The organism is Sphingomonas sp. P4_D12, from assembly GCF_056401895.1.
Genome location: NZ_JBFUIL010000010.1, coordinates 92623 through 108743, shown reverse-complemented (window position 1 = coordinate 108743; position 16121 = coordinate 92623). Strand labels below are relative to the sequence as shown.

17 protein-coding genes and 1 tRNA gene are annotated in these 16121 nt (G+C 65.7%); 10 read left to right on the top strand and 8 right to left on the bottom strand.

Annotated features, from left to right (window positions below; genetic code table 11):
* Positions 1-23 precede the first annotated feature (23 nt).
* From AC1DSD_RS18540 to AC1DSD_RS18525, 4 genes are all read right to left on the bottom strand, one after another.
* Positions 24-911 (bottom strand): hypothetical protein, encoded by an 888-nt coding sequence (locus tag AC1DSD_RS18540; RefSeq protein ID WP_478032178.1) that lies wholly within the window; start codon positions 909-911, stop codon positions 24-26.
* On the bottom strand, positions 908-1507 hold the full coding sequence (locus tag AC1DSD_RS18535) for a sigma-70 family RNA polymerase sigma factor (RefSeq protein ID WP_478032176.1): 600 nt from the start codon (positions 1505-1507) through the stop codon (positions 908-910). The genes AC1DSD_RS18540 and AC1DSD_RS18535 overlap by 4 nt, the downstream gene beginning before the upstream one ends.
* 64 nt (positions 1508-1571) lie before the next feature.
* Complete coding sequence (locus AC1DSD_RS18530) at positions 1572-2060, bottom strand: P-loop nucleotide/nucleoside kinase family protein (protein ID WP_478032175.1); 489 nt, start codon at positions 2058-2060, stop codon at positions 1572-1574.
* Positions 2057-2458, bottom strand: a complete 402-nt coding sequence (locus AC1DSD_RS18525) for an EVE domain-containing protein (protein ID WP_478032173.1) — start codon at positions 2456-2458, stop codon at positions 2057-2059. Before AC1DSD_RS18525 ends, AC1DSD_RS18530 begins: the two co-directional genes overlap by 4 nt.
* A 138-nt stretch (positions 2459-2596) precedes the next feature.
* Here AC1DSD_RS18525 and AC1DSD_RS18520 point away from each other — a divergent pair, with 138 nt between their 5' ends.
* The 3 genes from AC1DSD_RS18520 (at position 2597) to AC1DSD_RS18510 (ending at position 6340) form a co-directional block, all read left to right on the top strand.
* Entirely contained in the window at positions 2597-2980 is a 384-nt protein-coding gene (locus tag AC1DSD_RS18520) for a hypothetical protein (protein WP_478032171.1), read from the top strand.
* Positions 2981-3196: 216 nt separating this feature from the next.
* The gene (locus AC1DSD_RS18515) at positions 3197-3469 is read left to right on the top strand and encodes a DUF3297 family protein (protein ID WP_478032169.1); all 273 of its coding nucleotides are present in this window, start codon (positions 3197-3199) and stop codon (positions 3467-3469) included.
* Positions 3470-3529: 60 nt separating this feature from the next.
* Positions 3530-6340 (top strand): bifunctional YncE family protein/alkaline phosphatase family protein, encoded by a 2811-nt coding sequence (locus AC1DSD_RS18510; protein WP_478032168.1) that lies wholly within the window; start codon positions 3530-3532, stop codon positions 6338-6340.
* A 235-nt stretch (positions 6341-6575) separates the two neighbouring features.
* Here AC1DSD_RS18510 and AC1DSD_RS18505 read toward each other — a convergent pair whose 3' ends face one another.
* Positions 6576-7304, bottom strand: a complete 729-nt coding sequence (locus AC1DSD_RS18505; protein ID WP_478032167.1) for a DUF3142 domain-containing protein — start codon at positions 7302-7304, stop codon at positions 6576-6578.
* A gap of 3 nt (positions 7305-7307) precedes the next feature.
* Positions 7308-9401 carry a PA5441 family protein gene (locus tag AC1DSD_RS18500; protein ID WP_478032166.1) on the bottom strand — a complete coding sequence of 698 codons (2094 nt, stop codon included), beginning with the start codon at positions 9399-9401 and terminating at the stop codon, positions 7308-7310.
* A gap of 252 nt (positions 9402-9653) precedes the next feature.
* Between AC1DSD_RS18500 and infA the strand changes: the two genes are divergently transcribed.
* The 7 genes from infA to AC1DSD_RS18465 all read left to right on the top strand — a co-directional run bounded on the left by infA (position 9654) and on the right by AC1DSD_RS18465 (position 12973).
* On the top strand, positions 9654-9899 hold the full coding sequence (gene infA / locus AC1DSD_RS18495) for a translation initiation factor IF-1 (RefSeq protein ID WP_026325702.1): 246 nt from the start codon (positions 9654-9656) through the stop codon (positions 9897-9899).
* A gap of 75 nt (positions 9900-9974) precedes the next feature.
* The gene (locus tag AC1DSD_RS18490; protein ID WP_478032165.1) at positions 9975-10544 is read left to right on the top strand and encodes a Maf family protein; all 570 of its coding nucleotides are present in this window, start codon (positions 9975-9977) and stop codon (positions 10542-10544) included.
* Positions 10537-11475, top strand: a complete 939-nt coding sequence (locus tag AC1DSD_RS18485; protein ID WP_478032164.1) for a ribonuclease — start codon at positions 10537-10539, stop codon at positions 11473-11475. The genes AC1DSD_RS18490 and AC1DSD_RS18485 overlap by 8 nt, the downstream gene beginning before the upstream one ends.
* On the top strand, positions 11472-11648 hold the full coding sequence (locus AC1DSD_RS18480) for a DNA gyrase inhibitor YacG (RefSeq protein ID WP_084238509.1): 177 nt from the start codon (positions 11472-11474) through the stop codon (positions 11646-11648). The genes AC1DSD_RS18485 and AC1DSD_RS18480 overlap by 4 nt, the downstream gene beginning before the upstream one ends.
* Before the next feature lie 30 nt (positions 11649-11678).
* A tRNA-Phe gene (locus AC1DSD_RS18475) sits at positions 11679-11754 on the top strand.
* Between the two features lie 221 nt (positions 11755-11975).
* Positions 11976-12209 (top strand): DUF6894 family protein, encoded by a 234-nt coding sequence (locus AC1DSD_RS18470; protein WP_478032163.1) that lies wholly within the window; start codon positions 11976-11978, stop codon positions 12207-12209.
* Between the two features lie 287 nt (positions 12210-12496).
* Positions 12497-12973 (top strand): hypothetical protein, encoded by a 477-nt coding sequence (locus tag AC1DSD_RS18465; protein WP_478032162.1) that lies wholly within the window; start codon positions 12497-12499, stop codon positions 12971-12973.
* Here the strand turns inward: AC1DSD_RS18465 and AC1DSD_RS18460 are convergent.
* Both AC1DSD_RS18460 and AC1DSD_RS18455 read right to left on the bottom strand, forming a co-directional pair.
* Positions 12923-13543: a response regulator transcription factor gene (locus tag AC1DSD_RS18460; RefSeq protein WP_478032161.1), complete on the bottom strand. Its 621-nt coding sequence runs from the start codon at positions 13541-13543 to the stop codon at positions 12923-12925. The two genes, AC1DSD_RS18465 and AC1DSD_RS18460, sit on opposite strands and share 51 nt — an antisense overlap.
* Positions 13518-16106: a PAS domain S-box protein gene (locus AC1DSD_RS18455; RefSeq protein WP_478032160.1), complete on the bottom strand. Its 2589-nt coding sequence runs from the start codon at positions 16104-16106 to the stop codon at positions 13518-13520. The genes AC1DSD_RS18460 and AC1DSD_RS18455 overlap by 26 nt, the downstream gene beginning before the upstream one ends.
* Positions 16107-16121 lie beyond the last annotated feature (15 nt).

Here is a 16121-nt window from a genome sequence, read left to right as displayed (position 1 = left end):
GGAAGGCAGCCCCGTCTTTGCGTTCAACGCTCGGGCGTGCTCCGCCCTTCGTCGCGTCGATCGTCAGGCAACGGCCGGCCGGACTGCAACCGCATCGCGCGGCGCTGCAGCCACCATAGGCGGCGTGCCTGACGCCGTTCGAACCGCTCCTGCGGCGTGAGTCGATTGGCCATCGCGGCGTCGGGCCCGATCGTGCCGCCGGGAAGCGCGGCGTCCGGCTTGATCGGATCGCCCGCGGACGCGGCCAGCGCCGACCTCGCTTCCAGCCGCCTTTCCACCTGCGCAGCGACGCGCGGGTGGGTCGCGAGATAATCGGCCTTGAGCTTGGCGATCTCTACCTTGCGCTCGGGCGGTGGCAGCGCCTTGATCCGCCGCCATTCGGCAACCGCCGCCTGGCGCTGAGTCGCGGGCATCGCCCGGAAGCGCGCCATCAGCGCCCGGCGCACCAGCGGCCGCCTGACCGGCAGCCCCGCTGCGATGCGCGCCTGGCGCTGCGCGCGCCAGAGCGCCGGGGGCACCGGATCCGGTAGCAAGACCGGCGCCGCGTCGGGGATCGGCGCCAGTGCTTCGGTACGCCCGATCGACGGTTTGGGCTTTTCGACACGCACCAGGTGCTTGGGTTTCTTCACCTCGGGCGGTGCGGCAATGGTCCGCGTGATGCCGGGAATCGCGATCGGCAGCTTGCCAAACCAGCCGGTCGCCGCCGCGGTCGCGCTTGCCAGCAACAGCGCGCCGGCCCCGATCAGCACGCGGCTCTGCGCGCGCCATCCGCTCCGCGGGCCGCGCCGCGGCGGTACCCGAGTCCCTGACGCCGCGGCTGCGACGATATCGGCGGCCAGCCCCGGCCGCATCGCCGGGACCGTCACGCGGTCGAGCGCGGCACGTTCGGTCGCGGTGAAGTCGGCGCTCATGACGCGATCTCCCCCGCCAGCGAGGTCAGCCCTCGCGCCGCCAGCGCGGCACGCATCGCACCACGCGCGCGCAGCAACAGCGACTCGAACGCTTTCAGGTTCAGCTCCAGCGCGTCCGCGGCCATCGAATTGGGTAACTCCTCGTAATAAGTCAGCACGATCGCGGCGCGATGCCGCTCGCTGAGATCGCCCAGCGCGGCCCGCGCCGCGCCGCGCAAACGTTCTTCTTCGACCAGAGCCTCCGCCCCTGGCGCTTCGTCGGCGCGCTCGGGCGGCTCCTCGTCGCTGGCAAAGCGCCGCCGCCTGAGGCGATCGAGGCACTGGTTGACTGCGACTCGCGTCAGCCACGCCGCAATTCCCGCCTGACCCGGCCGCCAGCGTTCGGCCGACGCCCACAACCGCAGCAACGCCTCCTGCGCGACATCCTCGGCCTCTGCCGCGTCGCCGATCATGCGATAGGCGATGCGGTGGAGCATCGCGGCATGGGCATCGACCACGCGGCCAAACGCCACGGCATCGCGCCCGGCGATGCGCGTCATCAACGCATCGTCGTTGTCAGCCGCCGCGGCCTCCCGCGCGGCGCTCGAAAACCGCATCAACACGTATCCAATCTGGTCCTTGCCAGCTTAACGCGCGATAGCGTCGAACCCTTCGCGCAGATTATGCCGGCCCGTGCCGCACGATCGCAAAGCCTTCGTCGGCGTGCGGCGGCACGAAATGCGCGGTGAACTGGTCGAACTCGGCATCGCTCGCCTGATAGGCGTGGGTGCCGGCGGCGTTGCGCGCATGGAGGCGAGCGCGGCAAATCTCATCCGGCAGATCGAGGAAATGTAGCGTCGCGGTAATTCCCGCGTCGTCAGCCAGTCCGCGCATCCACGTCCGGCTGGCGACGGTATTGGCCGGAAAATCGAGGATGATCGTCAAGCCGCGCCGCAACAGGTCAACGATCAGTGGCGCGATTGCGGCACGGAAACGCACGCTCTCGCGCCGATAATCATCGAGCGACGTGATTTGCGCCGGATAGAGCGTCGGCAGCCAATGGTCCTCGGCCAGCACCAGCCCGCCCGTCTCCACCGCCAGCTTAGCGGAGAGCGTCGATTTGCCCGCGGCGATCTTGCCGGTGATCAGATGGAGGACGCCGGCGCTCACCCCTGCGCCATTTCCATCAGCACCGCCCATTCGTCGTCACGCACCGGCGTCACCGACAGCCGCGACTGACGTAGCACCTCGATTTTCGCGAGGCGCGGTTCGGCCTTCATTTCGGCAAGCGTGACATGGTGCTGCAATGGCCTGACGGGCTTGACCGCGACCGAAGCCCAATCGCCCTTCTCGCCGTCCGGTTTCCAGGTGCGTGTGATCTCCATGATCCCGGCACAGGCCTTTTCGGTGTTCGAATGATAAAGGATCGCCTGATCGCCGACCTGCATGTCCTTGAGGAAATTGCGCGCGGTGTAATTGCGGATGCCGTCCCATTCGGTGCCACCGTCGCGGACCAGGTGATCCCAGCCATAGACTTCGGGCTCCGACCGCAGGAACCAGTACGCCATCCGATATCTCCCTACCTAAATCCCAAGTGAACGCCCGTCTCAGCGGCCATTCAGACCGACTCGCATAGAAGGATGCAACAGGCTCGGACAGTCTGCGTTTAGTGTATGGTATCCGAGTGCTTGACGATGGAGTTTCACATGAACAAGTTCCTGACCAAGGCGGTGCTGGGCACCACGCTCGCAGCCACCGCACTGACCGCCGCCGCTCCGGCCGATGCACAGCGTTATCGCCGCTGGCACCGTGGCCATGACGATACCGGTGCGGTGCTCGCGGGCGGCATCGTCGGCCTGGCGCTGGGCGCGGCGATCGCATCCTCGTCGAACGACCGTTACGACCGTGATTATTATTATCGCAGCCGCGGCTATCGCGCTGATTACGATAATTATTATTATCGCGAGCGCGGCTATTATCCGCCGGACGGCTATTACGCCTATCGCTATCGCGACTATCGCCGCTGCTGGGTCGAGCGCCGCTACGACCCCTATTGGGATCGCAGCGTCCGGGTCCGCGTCTGCAACTGATCCTTTTCAGCTCCGCTGATCGGTGCCGGCCCGCTCCCCCACCCGGCCGCCCATAGAATACCCTGCCGGGTGGCCGGGTGGGGGAGCGGGCCGGCACCGCAACCGTTTCAGCTCTGCTGAAACCATAGAAGCCGACGCAGGCATGATTGGAACGGCGCGGGAGGCATCTCCCGCGCCGTTTGCTTTTTGGGTCGGCTCGCGGCAATAGCCCGCGCCATGACCGATACGCCCCCCGATCATTTGTCGAGCAATCCTCGCAGCCCCTTTTTCGACCAGGACGCGCTGCAGCGCGGCGTCGGCATCCGCTTCAAGGGTGCCGAGCGCACCGATGTCGAGGAATATTCGATTTCGGAAGGCTGGGTCCGCGTCGCGCTCGGCAAGAAGGTCGATCGCCACGGCAACCCGCTGACGATCAAACTGTCGGGTCCGGTCGAGGCCTATTTCCATACCGCTGCGGATTCGGACGAGGGCGCGGACGAGGCCGAGTAAGGCCCGTCATCGAAGCGTAGCAACCGCGTCCTATCCGCCCCGGATGAAGGGGAGACGTCAATGAGGATGCGCGCGCTAATCGGACTTGTCGCCGGGCTTGGCGCCGCGGCGTCCGCCCAGCAATTGCCCACCGGCCAGTCGCTCTCCCCACTCGCCGCGCCCGGCGCGGTGTTCCGTCCATTGGTGTCGCGGGTCGGCCCGCATCCCGATTATGTCGCCGACGGCGCCGCCGCGATCGCGGTCAGCCCCGATCGCCGCGAGATGCTGGTGCTGACCAGCGGGTTCAATCGCTTCAACGGCCCCGACGGCAAGATCGTCGCCGCGCAATCCGGCCAATATGTCTTCGCCTATCGCATCGATCGCGCCGGCGCGCGGTTGGAGCAGACATTGGTCGTGCCCAATGCCTATTCGGGCGTGGCCTGGACGCCCGACGGGCGAGGCTTTGCGGTCGGCGGCGGGGTCGACGACGTCGTTCATCTATTCCGCCGCGGCAAGACCGGTTTCGCGCCCGCCGGCAATCCGATCAAGCTCGGCCACGCGACCGGCAATGGCGTCGACGTCAAGCCGCAGGCGGCGGGCGTCGCGGTCAGCCCCGACGGCAAGCGCCTGCTGGTCGCCAATTATTACAACGACTCGGTCACCCTAATCGATCTCGCTACCCACGCGATTATCGCCGAACAGGATTTGCGGCCGGGCAAGATCGATCCCGCCGCCGCCGGCCAGCCCGGCGGGGAATTCCCCTTCGCGATCGTCTGGCGCGACAATAAGCGCGCTTATGTCTCGGCGCCGCGCGACCGCCAGATCGTCGCGCTCGACATCGCCGGTCGCGCCATCCGCGTCGCCAAACGCATCGCGACGACCGGCGAGCCGACCGCGATGCTGATCGCGCCGCGGACGCACCGCCTCTACGCTACCGAGGACAATGCCGATCGCCTGGCGATGGTCGACCTGACGACCGACACGCTCGCCGGCGAGCCACGGCTTGGCCTGCCCGACAGCCTGTCGACGGGCCCGCTCGGCAAGGGGCTGAACCCCAATGGCCTCGCGCTGACGCCGGCGGGGACCTTGCTGGTCACTTATGGCGGGATCAACGCGCTGGCGATAGTCACGCCGAGCGCAGCGACCGCCGAGGTGGTCGGCGTGGTGCCAACCGGCTGGTATCCCAGCGCGGTCGCGACCAGCGCCGATGGCGGACGCGTCTTCGTCGTCAATCGCAAGAGCCCGCCCGGCCCCAATCCCCAGGGCTGCGCACCCAAGATCGCTGTGCAAAAGGCGCAGCCGAGCGCGTGTGGCGCTGCCAATCAGTATATCTTCCAGCTCGAAAAAGCCGGACTGCTGACCTTCGCGATGCCCGACGGCCGCGCGCTGGCCAAGACCACGCTGCAGGTCGCCGACAATATCGGCCTGTCGAACGCCACGGCGCGCCGCGCGGCGGAGGCACGGATGGCCGAGGTCGCCAAGCGCATCAAGCACGTCGTCTTCATCGTTAAGGAAAACCGCACTTATGATCAGGTGCTGGGCGACCTCGAGGTCGGCAATGGCGATCCCCGCCTGGCGATCCTGGGCGAGGCGCTGAGCCCCAACCATCACAATATGGCGCGCAATTTCGTCACGCTCGACAATTTCTACGATTCGGGCGAGCAATCGAGCACCGGTTGGACCTGGACCACCGCCGCGCGCGTTCCCGATCTGCTCGAAAAGACCGCACCGGTGAATTACGCGGCACGCGGCTTGGCTTATGAATCGGAGGAAGCGGATCGCAACGTCGCGACCAGCCTCAGCCTGGCCGAGCGCCGCAAGGTCGATCCCCGCCATCCCGACGATCCCGATCTGATGCCCGGCCCCGCTCTGCTCAACGCGCCCGATGCCGATGACGACAAGCTGCCCGGCCAGGGCTATCTGTGGAACGCGGCGATCCGCGCCGGACTGACCGTGCGCAATTACGGGTTCGCCGACGCCTCGGTCTATGACAGCGAATCGCCCGGTTTCGTCCCGCTGCTGCGCGAGCCGTTCAAGGACAAGCGCACGATCTGGACGCCTGCCGATCGCGACCTCGCCAGCCGCAGCGATCCCTATTTCCGCGGCTTCGACCAGAAATTGCCCGATTATTGGCGTGTGCTCGAATGGCAGCGCGAGTTCGACCAGCAGGACAAGGCGGGAACGATGCCCGCGCTCACCCTGCTGCGCCTCAGCCACGACCATTTCGGCGACTTCAAGGAAGCGGTCGACGGGGTGAATACGGTCGAGGCCGAGATGGCCGACAATGATTATTCGGTCGGCATGGTGCTCGAACGTATCGCCAATAGCTCGTTCAAGGACTCGACCCTGGTGTTCGTGATCGAGGACGACGCTCAGAATGGCGGCGACCATGTCGATGCACGCCGCAGCATCGCCTTCGTCGTCGGGCCGTATGTCAAGCAGCACGCTCTGGTCACGACCCGCTACACCACCGTCAGCATGCTGCGGACGATCGAGGCGGTGCTCGGCCTGCCGCCGCTCGGGCTCAACGATGCGCTGGCGGCGCCGATGGCCGATGTGTTCGACCTCAACCAAAAGGACTGGACCTTCCGCGCGACAGCAGCCGACGTGCTGCGCGGCACCAAGCTGCCGATTCCGGCCGAGCGCTTCGTCGCTGCGAAGACGGCTGCGAATGTCTGCCCGCCGCGCGACGCCGGCTGGTGGGCGGCGGCGATGCAGGGCCAGAACTTCACCAGCGAGGACCGGCTCGACACGCCGCGGTTCAATGCCGCGTTGTGGAAGGGACTCGCCGATGGGCCCGAGCCACAGGCGCGGAGTGGCGCTGATTTGAGGGCCAACCGGGCGAGCTTGCTGCGAACGGCGGCGGCTGGGCGGGTGTGTCCGGGGTCTTAGGGGGCACCGATTTCTCTACGCTTCCCCGGCGAAGGCCGGCGCCCAGTCCCGATGCGCTCTCAGCCGCGGGACGCGATCGCTAATTCGCCTAAGCTTGGCCGCCTACGCCGCCGAGTAACAGCCGTCACCCCAGCGAAAGCTGGGGTCTCGTGCAGTATATCAATCGCATGAGATCCCAGCTTTCGCTGGGATGACGGAATGCCGGCCTTCGCCGGAGAGGCGTTGGGGAAGCGTTCTACTCTTTATTTTCGGGGGCGGTCGGATTGACCAAAAAAGTCACATACCCCTGAAACCACGGATTCTCCTCCAGCCCCGGCGGCGGCTGCCACTCACCCCCCTGCAGCAGGCCGATCCGGAACGGCAACTTCAACCGATCGAGTTTCGCCAGATACGCCTGATACCCAGGAATGACATGATCCCCCTGGTAGATTTGCAGCACCGCCTCATCGACTACACCAGCCAGCGCATCGAGCCCTTTCGGATCCCCGTTCGCACTCCAGTCGAGCAATCCAGTAATCCCCAGGTGACAGTCACCCGGCAACCGCGCGCGCAATCCGCGCAGGAAAGCGGCATAATCCTCCAGATGCCGCGTCCGCGCGTCGAAATCGATCTGGACGCCGACGACGCGACTGCCCGCCGCGCGCCACCGCCTCAGCGCCGCGAGCAATTGGTCATAGATGGCGGGCGACCAGGCGAGCGTCTCGACCCGCACCACCATCCAGACTTCGCGATTGCCCAGCCGCGGAATCGCCGCGCGTTGTGCCGCATAGCGGACCGGATCGGTCGCCTCGATTTGCCCCTGCAACAGATACAGCCGCCTGGCCGTCGCCAGCGCCGGCTGCGCCTTCACCCCGGCCCATAACCAGACCGCGTCATAGGCCGGCGCGACGCGCCCCTCCCGCGCGATCGGGACCGGCAGCAGCGCGATGCCCATAGCCGCGACGGCGATGGCGGCGCGGATCACTGCCTACCAATAATAGCGCAGCTCGCTCGCCCAGCGCGATTTGGGATAATCACTCTTGAGCCGCGTGAACCACGATTTGCGTATATTCTTGTCGACATCGGCCCCGCCGCACGAATTGTTGCCCGACGGCGCATAGCAATTGACCGCGCGGAACAAGGCATAGGCCTTGTCGTCGCCTGGCGCCTTGGGGTCGGCGACGATCGCTTTATAGACCTCCAGCCGCGAATAGACCGGCCCGGCGAACAGGGTCCTGGTCCCGCCGAGATCCTGTTTGGGCGGTTGGGTGTCGAGCACGAACTGGTCGAACCCATTGGCGCGGAAGAAATCGGCCAGGCACAGCCGGGCATGCGCGCTACCCGGCGCCGCGGCGAGATCCGACGCGAGGCGCTTGAGCGCGGGGCAGTCGATATCGCTCGCCTGGGTGGGCTTGAGGAACAGGCCGAGCGGCAATTGCTCTGACCCCAGCAAGTCGTAGAAATTGGTGTCGCTCGCAGCACCCGCCGGCACCAGCGCTAGGTCGGTCCCGAAATCGCGATACGCGCCGCGGCTCAATTCCTTGTAGAGCAAGGTGAACAAGGCGAGCTGACGTTCGTGCGGCGCCTTCGCCCCGGTCGCCTGTTTGCGCAGCAACCCGGCATCGGCGACGTTCATCAGCAGGATGCCGCGCAACGTCGCGTCGTCGACCGGCGAATCGGGCGCGAACACCCGCGCCAGCCCGCCGGTCCGCTCGTCATGCCAGGCAAGCGCGAGTTCGAGCGCCGAATGCTGCGCGTCGAGCTTCGCCCCCGGCAGCATCTCCAGCCAGAAGCCGCGCGCATTGCGATCGCCGACCGCGTCGAGCGCCATGCCGCGCAGCATCTGGCGGCTGAACTGGACCTCGCTGAAGCTCGATTGCCGCGCGGCATCGGGGATCAGCTTGAGCACTTCCGCCGGCTTCCTGCCGATATAGAATTGGTGCGCCGCGACCAGATAGTGGAACAGCGGCTGGTTGCCGGCGAACGCGGCGCGCTGGCCGGTGATCTCGGCGAGCGTGATCGGATTGGTGCAGCAGCCCGCGCTGACCTCGTCATCCGCCATCCGCATCCGCCGCAGATCGAGCACCGCGAGCAGGGTCGGATCGCGCGTGTCGCCGATCGTCAGATCGGGCAGCAGCTTGGTGTCCATCTCCTCGGCGAGATCGACATCGTTCAGTCCGCGCGCCGCCGCCGGCTGCGCGAACAAGGCGACATATTGCTGCGCGAGCAGATCGCGCTTGCTGCCGAACCAATAGACCCGCCGCAACAATCCCCGCGCCGACGCCGCGTAGAGCCCGTTGGGATAGTCCTTTATATAGCCGCGCAAGCCCGTATCGGCCGCGGCGACGGCCTTCTGGTCGACCGTCTTGAGATCCTTGATATTGCCGTATTCGTCGAACAGGCCGACCTGGATGCGGTTCACTTCGACCCGCGCCGCCATGTAGCGTGCGGTCTCGCGCAGCCACGCGTCACGCGCCCCGCCCAGACCGGCGAACCGCGTCCCCGCCGTGTCGAAATCGCCGTCGTAAAAAGCCTGCGCGCCGGCGAGATAGGCCGCGAACGCCTTGCCCGCGGGCGACTTGACCTGCCCATCGAGCACCGCGCTGACGCTCGCGCCGGGCTTGGCGCAATCCGGGCTGAGCGCCCTGCGCGCCGCGATCAACGCAGCGCCCTCGCCACCCGGCAATCTGGCCGCGTTGACGGCAGCCTCGAACGCCGCAGCGCCGCTGCCGTTGGTGCGGCAGCGCGACCCCTCGCCCGACGAATAGTCGCTGTCGCTATTGTCGGGGCGAACCGCCAACCAACCCGACAAGGTGCGCCAGTCGAACAAGGCCCCAAGCGGCTGCGGCGGCGCGCCCTCGCCCGGCTTGGGCAGCGACCCGCGGCGATCGAACAGCAGCATCGTCAAATTGGTCCGCGTGTCGTTGCCCGGCCCGAGCATCGCCATGTCGTCGCAACCGGTCAGATTGGCGTGGCTCAGCCGCCAACTCGGCGAACACCCGAAATCGCCGCTGGCGTCGGCGGGAAGGGGAACAGCGAAACAGGCAGCGAGCGCGGCAAGCGAAACGCAAAGACGACGCATGGTAAAACCCCCGGCGAATGACCAAGCGGCAAAAATGACATGCGGCCAGCGCCTTGCCTAGGCGATTTGCGTCATCGTGCGCACTTTGGGTCAATCCCTGGGAAGTGTCTTTGCTCTTGTCGCCCAAGAGCACAATCTCCATATCTTAGACGCGCGCGCCGCCCCGTCCCGGCAGCGCAGCTTCCCTTTTCGTTCCCCATCCGCTAAGGGCGCGCGTCACGCGGCGCGGCCCGCATACTCATGAGGCATTGTTTGGCTAAAGAAGAACTTCTCGAAATGCGTGGCCAGGTAGTCGAACTGCTGCCCAACGCCATGTTCCGCGTCCGGCTGGAAAACGACCATGAGATCCTGGGTCACACCGCCGGCAAGATGCGCAAGAACCGCATCCGCGTGCTGGTCGGCGACGAAGTTCTCGTCGAACTCACGCCTTACGACCTGACCAAGGGTCGCATCACCTATCGCTTCATGCCGGGCCGCGGCGGACCGGGGCCGCAATAATGCCCCGTCACCCCAGCGAACGCTGGGGTTCCTGCGGCACGAGATGCCAGCTTTCGCTGGCATGACGCCCTAAAAATGAAGCTCGTTCTCGCCTCGACCAGTCCTCGCCGCCGCGAATTGCTCGCGCGGATCGGGATCGTGCCCGCGCGCCTCGCCGCGCCCGACATCGACGAGACGCCACTCAAGGCCGAACCGCCGCGTGCCTATGTCGCGCGGCTTGCCGAGGCCAAGGCACTGGCGGTCGAGCGCGCGGCAGACGAGATCGTGCTGGCCGGCGACACGACCGTCGCGGTCGGACGCCGCATCCTGGAAAAACCGGCCGACGAGGCGGATCTGCGTCGCATGCTCGGGCAGTTGTCGGGCCGGCGGCATCATGTCTATTCGGGCGTGTGCGTGATCGGGCCGGACGGCCGTCCGCGCGTCCGCGTCGCCGACACGATCGTCGCGTTCAAGGCCCTCTCCCCCGCCGAGATCGACTGGTACGTCGCCAGCGGCGAAGGCATGGGCAAGGCCGGCGGCTACGCCATCCAGGGCAAGGCGGAAGCGTTTGTCCGCTATCTGGCCGGCAGCCATTCCAACGTGGTCGGGCTGCCGATCTTCGAGACGCGCTCGTTGCTGACCTCGGCAGGCCTGCCGCTTGGCTGAGTGGCTCTATGAGGCCGGGATCGGCGAAGCGCGCGCCGCTTTGGTCGAGGATGGCCGGATCATCGAAGCACGGATCGAGCGGCCGGGCGGGCTGAAGCTCGGCGCGGTGATCGAGGGTCAGCTGATCGAGCGCGTCGCCGCCGGGCTGAGCAGGATCGAAACGCCGTACGGCGGCGCGGTGATCGAGCGCTTGCCGTCCGGTATCACCTTGGGTGCGCGACTGAATGTCGAGGTCGTGCGTGAAGCCATTCCCGAACCGGGCCGCCCAAAGCTCGCCAAGGTAACGGCAAGCGAGGCCGCGCCGCGCGACGCCGACGACCTGTTGGCGCGGTGCCGGGCAAGCGACTTTCCGGTCCGCCTGTTGCGCGCCCATGAGCCGGACTCGCTCGAGGCCGCGGGCTGGTCCGAAGTGCTCGACGAAGCGGAGACTGGCGAGATCGCCTTTGCCGGCGGCGCACTGCGGATGTCGCCGACTCCGGCGATGACCTTGTTCGACGTCGACGGCCCCGGTGCCCCTGCCGCGCTCGCGCTCCAGGCGGCGCGCGCCGCGGCGATGGCGATCGTCCGACTCGATATCGGCGGATCGATCGGGATCGATTTCCCGACTCTGGGCAATAAGGCGGAACGCCAGGCAGCGGCAGAGGCGATCGATGCCGTCCTGCCCCAGCCATTCGAGCGCACCGCGATCAACGGCTTCGGGTTTCTCCAGATCGTCCGTCCACGCCGCCGCGCCGCGCTCCCCGAGTTGCTCCGCGCCGACCCCGTCGCGGCCGCGGCATTGGCCCTGCTGCGCACGATCGAACGCACGCCACCGCCGGTGCCGCCGGTACAGTCGGCCGGGCCGCGCGTCGCCGCCTGGTTGGCAGCGCATCCCGATTTGGTCGCCGAGTTGTCACGGCGGACCGGCGCCCCCATCTCGTTCGTGTCATGACCAAGGCCAATAGCTGCCCGCTTTGCGGCAACATCACCGATCCCGCGCACAAGCCGTTCTGCAGCCGCCGCTGCAAGGATCGCGACCTGCTGCAATGGCTGGGCGAAGGTTATCGCATCCCGGCGGGACCCGCCGACCCGGAAGCACTGGACAGCGGTGTTTCGAGCGATTAGAGGCCGCGTCTTCCGCGCTTAGCCGGATATGCCCAAGTAGCTCAGTTGGTAGAGCATGCGACTGAAAATCGCAGTGTCGGTGGTTCGATTCCGCCCTTGGGCACCATTTCTTACAGCCTCCGGAACGCAATAATCGTCCAGGCGCAATAGATTCGGGCGGACTTCGGCAGCTTTATTAGACGGCCGTGGTTGTAGAGAGCCTGATCCTAATCCATGTTAGTTGTATAGATCGTAAAACTAATCTAGATTAGGATTATCGCTTGCCATCGAAATAAGGCGCCAGCGACTGAGAGACGCCGAGCTCCCGCCTTAGGCCTGGAGCGAGTCATGCCACGCTATTTCTTCGACATCGTGGACGGCGATGATTTTACCGATCACCAGGGTTCTGAATGGCCCGATCTCGCGGCGGCGCGAATTGAGGCAGTGCGCTATGCGGCAGAAGTGCTCAAGGAGATGCCGGAGCGCTTCTGGAATACCGAGGAATGGGTAATGACCGTTCGGGATGCGCTGCGCAGGCCGATTCTCACCCTCGCATTTACCGCCGTCAACTTGGCACCCTAGCTTTTCACCGGCCGCCTTTCACCGGCGATCTCGACCGGGTTGAACGCGATTGCGGAGAATTGCCGGGGGAAAGCTGGCGTCAAGAATCGGGGGCGCAAGCGCGGGGCGGTACAATTTATCAAGCCGTTGAAGCATCGCGGCAAAATACTTAGGACACCAGTACCGGCCCAGTAACCGGGGGTGGACGAAGATAGCGGGGAACAGTTTCCGCTACGTAAGTTTCCCGAGCCGACGGTCTCAATGCGGCTCGCTAGCCTTTCGCAGCACCCTTCTATCTGGACGTTGCCGTGCCTCTGGATCTTGTTGTCCTGCAAATCTCCGAAGATGACCTGCGCAGCGCCCTGACGGCCAAGCTGACGATGCTGGGCTTCAATGTGATCACGCTGAGGCCTGGTCAGTTGACCGGCGGGCTGTCCGGCACGACGATCGAACAAGCAGTGCTGATCACCGACGACGACGCTTTGGCGGCCTGCACCCCGGCCCGGGCGTGTTCGCTGGCAAGGAGCGGTGTGCAGCGCGTAGCGGCGCTACGCGCAAGGACCGCGACGCAGACCAGCGGGCGCGCCCGGGCAATCACGACGCGGCGGGCGCCTTTTGGCGCATTGCAGCGCCTCTCGTCGGTCACGATGCATTTTGCATCGCTCCGCTCCTCGTTCCTCGCCCTGCGCCAAAATCCGCTCCGTCACGGCGGGGCAAACTCACGTCATCACGCTCTAGCCCGGCGAAATAAGGCCGGCGGCGAACGCCACGCGCAGCGCCTCTGACAGACTGCGCACACCCATCTTGGTCATCAGGTTCGCGCGATAGATCTCGACGGTACGAGGACTGATCGCGAGGTTGTAGGCGATGACCTTGTTCGACCGACCCTCGATCAGCCCGGTCAGCACATCGCGCTCTCGGGGCGAAAGGACGTCTACTTTGGCGCGCGCGCTTTCGATCTGCGCCGATCCCGCGCTGTCATGCTCCATCCGGTCGAACGCCTTGTTGATCGTTTCGAGCAGCGCGTCCGCTTTGTACGGCTTTTCGAGGAAATCCAACGCGCCGGCCTTCATCGCTTGCACCGCGACGTCGATATTGCCTTCGCCGGTCAGGATGATGGCCGGGAACCGCGCATGTGAAAACGAGCCGAGCTGCTCCAGAACCTCAAGCCCGTTCTTCCCGGGCATGTGATAATCGAGCAGCAGCACCCCCGATTCGAGGTCGGGGGCCCGCTCCAGAAACTGATCGCCCGAGCGAAAATTGCGCACGACGAGATCGGAGCGCAGCGACAGCAGACCGTGCAGCGACGCCCGCACGGCATCATCGTCATCAATCAGATAGATGTTCCGGATCATCTTCCAGCTCCTCGAACACCGGCAGGGTAAAGCAAAACGCTGCCCCTCCCCCCGGTTGGTTCTCCGCCGTCAGGACGCCGCCATGCGCCTCGACGATACGTCTCGAAATGGACAGGCCGATCCCCATCGCCGTGCCCGACTTGGTGGTTGAGAAACGCGCATAGAGCTGTTCGCCCAACGCGTCGGGGATGCCCGGTCCTGTGTCCTTGATCGAGAGCATGACCATGTCGTCGTCGCCGCGTTGCGACTTGATCATGATCCGCTGGGGCTGGCCCGCGTCGAGCGACCGCAGAGCCTCGACGGCATTGCGCAATAGATTGACCAGTACCTGCTGGATTTGCACGCGATCGGCGAAGATCGTGTCGCAGGTCGGATCGAGCTCGTAGCTGAGGTCCATCTCCTCGCGCCCGCTGCCGAAAAATACCAGTGCGACCGCGCCCCTGGTCACATCCTCGAGCGATTCGGGGCGCATTTCGATATCGCGCTTGGCCAGGAAGTCGCGCAATCGCCGAATGATGTCGCCCGATCGCTGGGTCTGCTCTTCCGCCATGTGGAGCAGATCGGCGACGCGCTCGCCGCTTGCGCCCTGTTCGATCAGCATCCGCGCCGCGGCGATGAAATTGGACGTCGCGCTGAGCGGCTGATTGAGTTCGTGCGCCAGATCGGCGGCGAGCTCGCTCATCGCACGCTGGCGGGAGATATGCGCCAGTTCCGCGCTGAGTTCGGATAGACGCTGCTCCTCGAACAGCCGCTTGGAGACGTCGCGAATGATTCCGGTAAAGATCCGCTCCTCACCGATCCGGGCCTCTCCGACATTGAGTTCGATCGGAAACTGCGTGCCGTCGGCGCGGCGCGCGGTCAGTTCGCGGGTCATGCCGATCACCTTGCGCTCCCCGGTGCGGAGATAATCGGCGATCGCCGCGTCGTGGCGCAACGCAAGCATGTCGGGCATCAGGATTTTGACGTTGCGCCCGATCACCGACGCGGCGGAATAACCGAACATCGCTTCGGCGGCCGGGCTGTAGCTCTTGATGATCGCGTGCTCGTCGATAACGATCGTCGCGTCGGGTACCGTCTCTATCATCGAATTGAGCCGCATTTCCGCTTCGCGGCGGTTACGCTGCGTGACATCAATGACCGAGCCGACCGATCGCACGAAATTGCCCTGCTCGTCATACAGGCAACGCGCGTTTCCTTCGAGCGTGCGCGGCGACCCCGCGTCGGGAAGGAAGCGATATTGGAAGGCGAAGCGATCGCGCCGATCTGCGACCGCGCTGTCGATCGACGCCATCACATCGAAAACATCCGCGGCCTCGACATGATCGCGCCACATATCGAACGTGTCGATCGCACCGGCGGGCAGCCCCAGCCGCTGCTCCGATCCGGGCGACCAGCTGATGCGCCCGCTCGCGACGTCCCAATCGAACACGCCGATCTCATTGACCTCTGCCGCGATCGCTAGGCGATTCTCACTGACGCGAAGTTCCTCCTCGGCCTGGACGCGCGACGTCAGGTCGAGCATCTTGAGCACGACCACGTCGTCGGGGCCCGAGCGCTGCAAGTATCGCCGCCGCTCCATCACGTTGAGGTCGATCCCGTCGCGGGTGCGCTCGAGGAATTCGGCCTCGCCGTCGGCGGACAATGGTGGCGGATCGGCGCCTCCGGTCGCGCGCGATTGCAACAATTCATGCTTGTTGCGTCCCACCGCTTCGGTGTCGGTCCAGCCGTAAAGCTCGGTGCATCCTCGCGTCCAGTGGAGGATCGTCCCGTCCGGTCGGACCAGTGCAATGGCGGCGCTGTCGAGCGCGTCGCTGAGGTCGCCCAGCGCCGTCCGCTGGCGGGTCAGGCGATCGGATACCAGCAACAGGATCGTGCCCATGATCAGCATATTGACCAGGATCGCGATCAAGGCGGCGCCTTCCGGCGGGACGCCGCTGGCCCTTATCGACCATTGTTCGAACACAATGGGGATTGCCGGAAGAACGAACAATATGGGGAAGACCAGCCAGCGCAGGGGTTGTCCCATCTGATCGGCGGACAGCAGCCCGGTCCATCCCGCCTCATGCTTCCACCACAGAAAAGAGCAGGAGAGCGCCAGCGATGCGACGCCGGCCGGCAACGGCGCGATGAAAAATTGGTTGAGCGGGGCTCCGGCGCCGATCCACATCAATGCTATCGTTGAATAGAGACCGAGACACAGTGCCAGCGCGGCAAGCACGTTCCCCGCCTGATCCAGCCAAGTCGACCGTCGCTGGGCGAACAGGATCGCCGCCGCGAGAAACACGAACGACAGCAGCGAATTGAATCCCGGTCGCCCGGGATTCGGCGCCGTCGTGCGTGCGAGTTGATCGGAAAAGAGCAACTGATCGATGCCCGGACGAATGCCCGATACGCTTTCGCCAATCACCAGCGCGGCCAGGACCAGGACCGCGATCGCCGCCACCGTCGCGACCCGCTGCCCAAGGATGACCGCGATCATCGCAAAGGACAGCAGCAAATAGCCGGTAGTCGTGAGCGGCCAGGCCGGCGCGTAACTCGCGCCAAATGAGGCGAGTGCCGGCATTCTTAACAGCCAGCC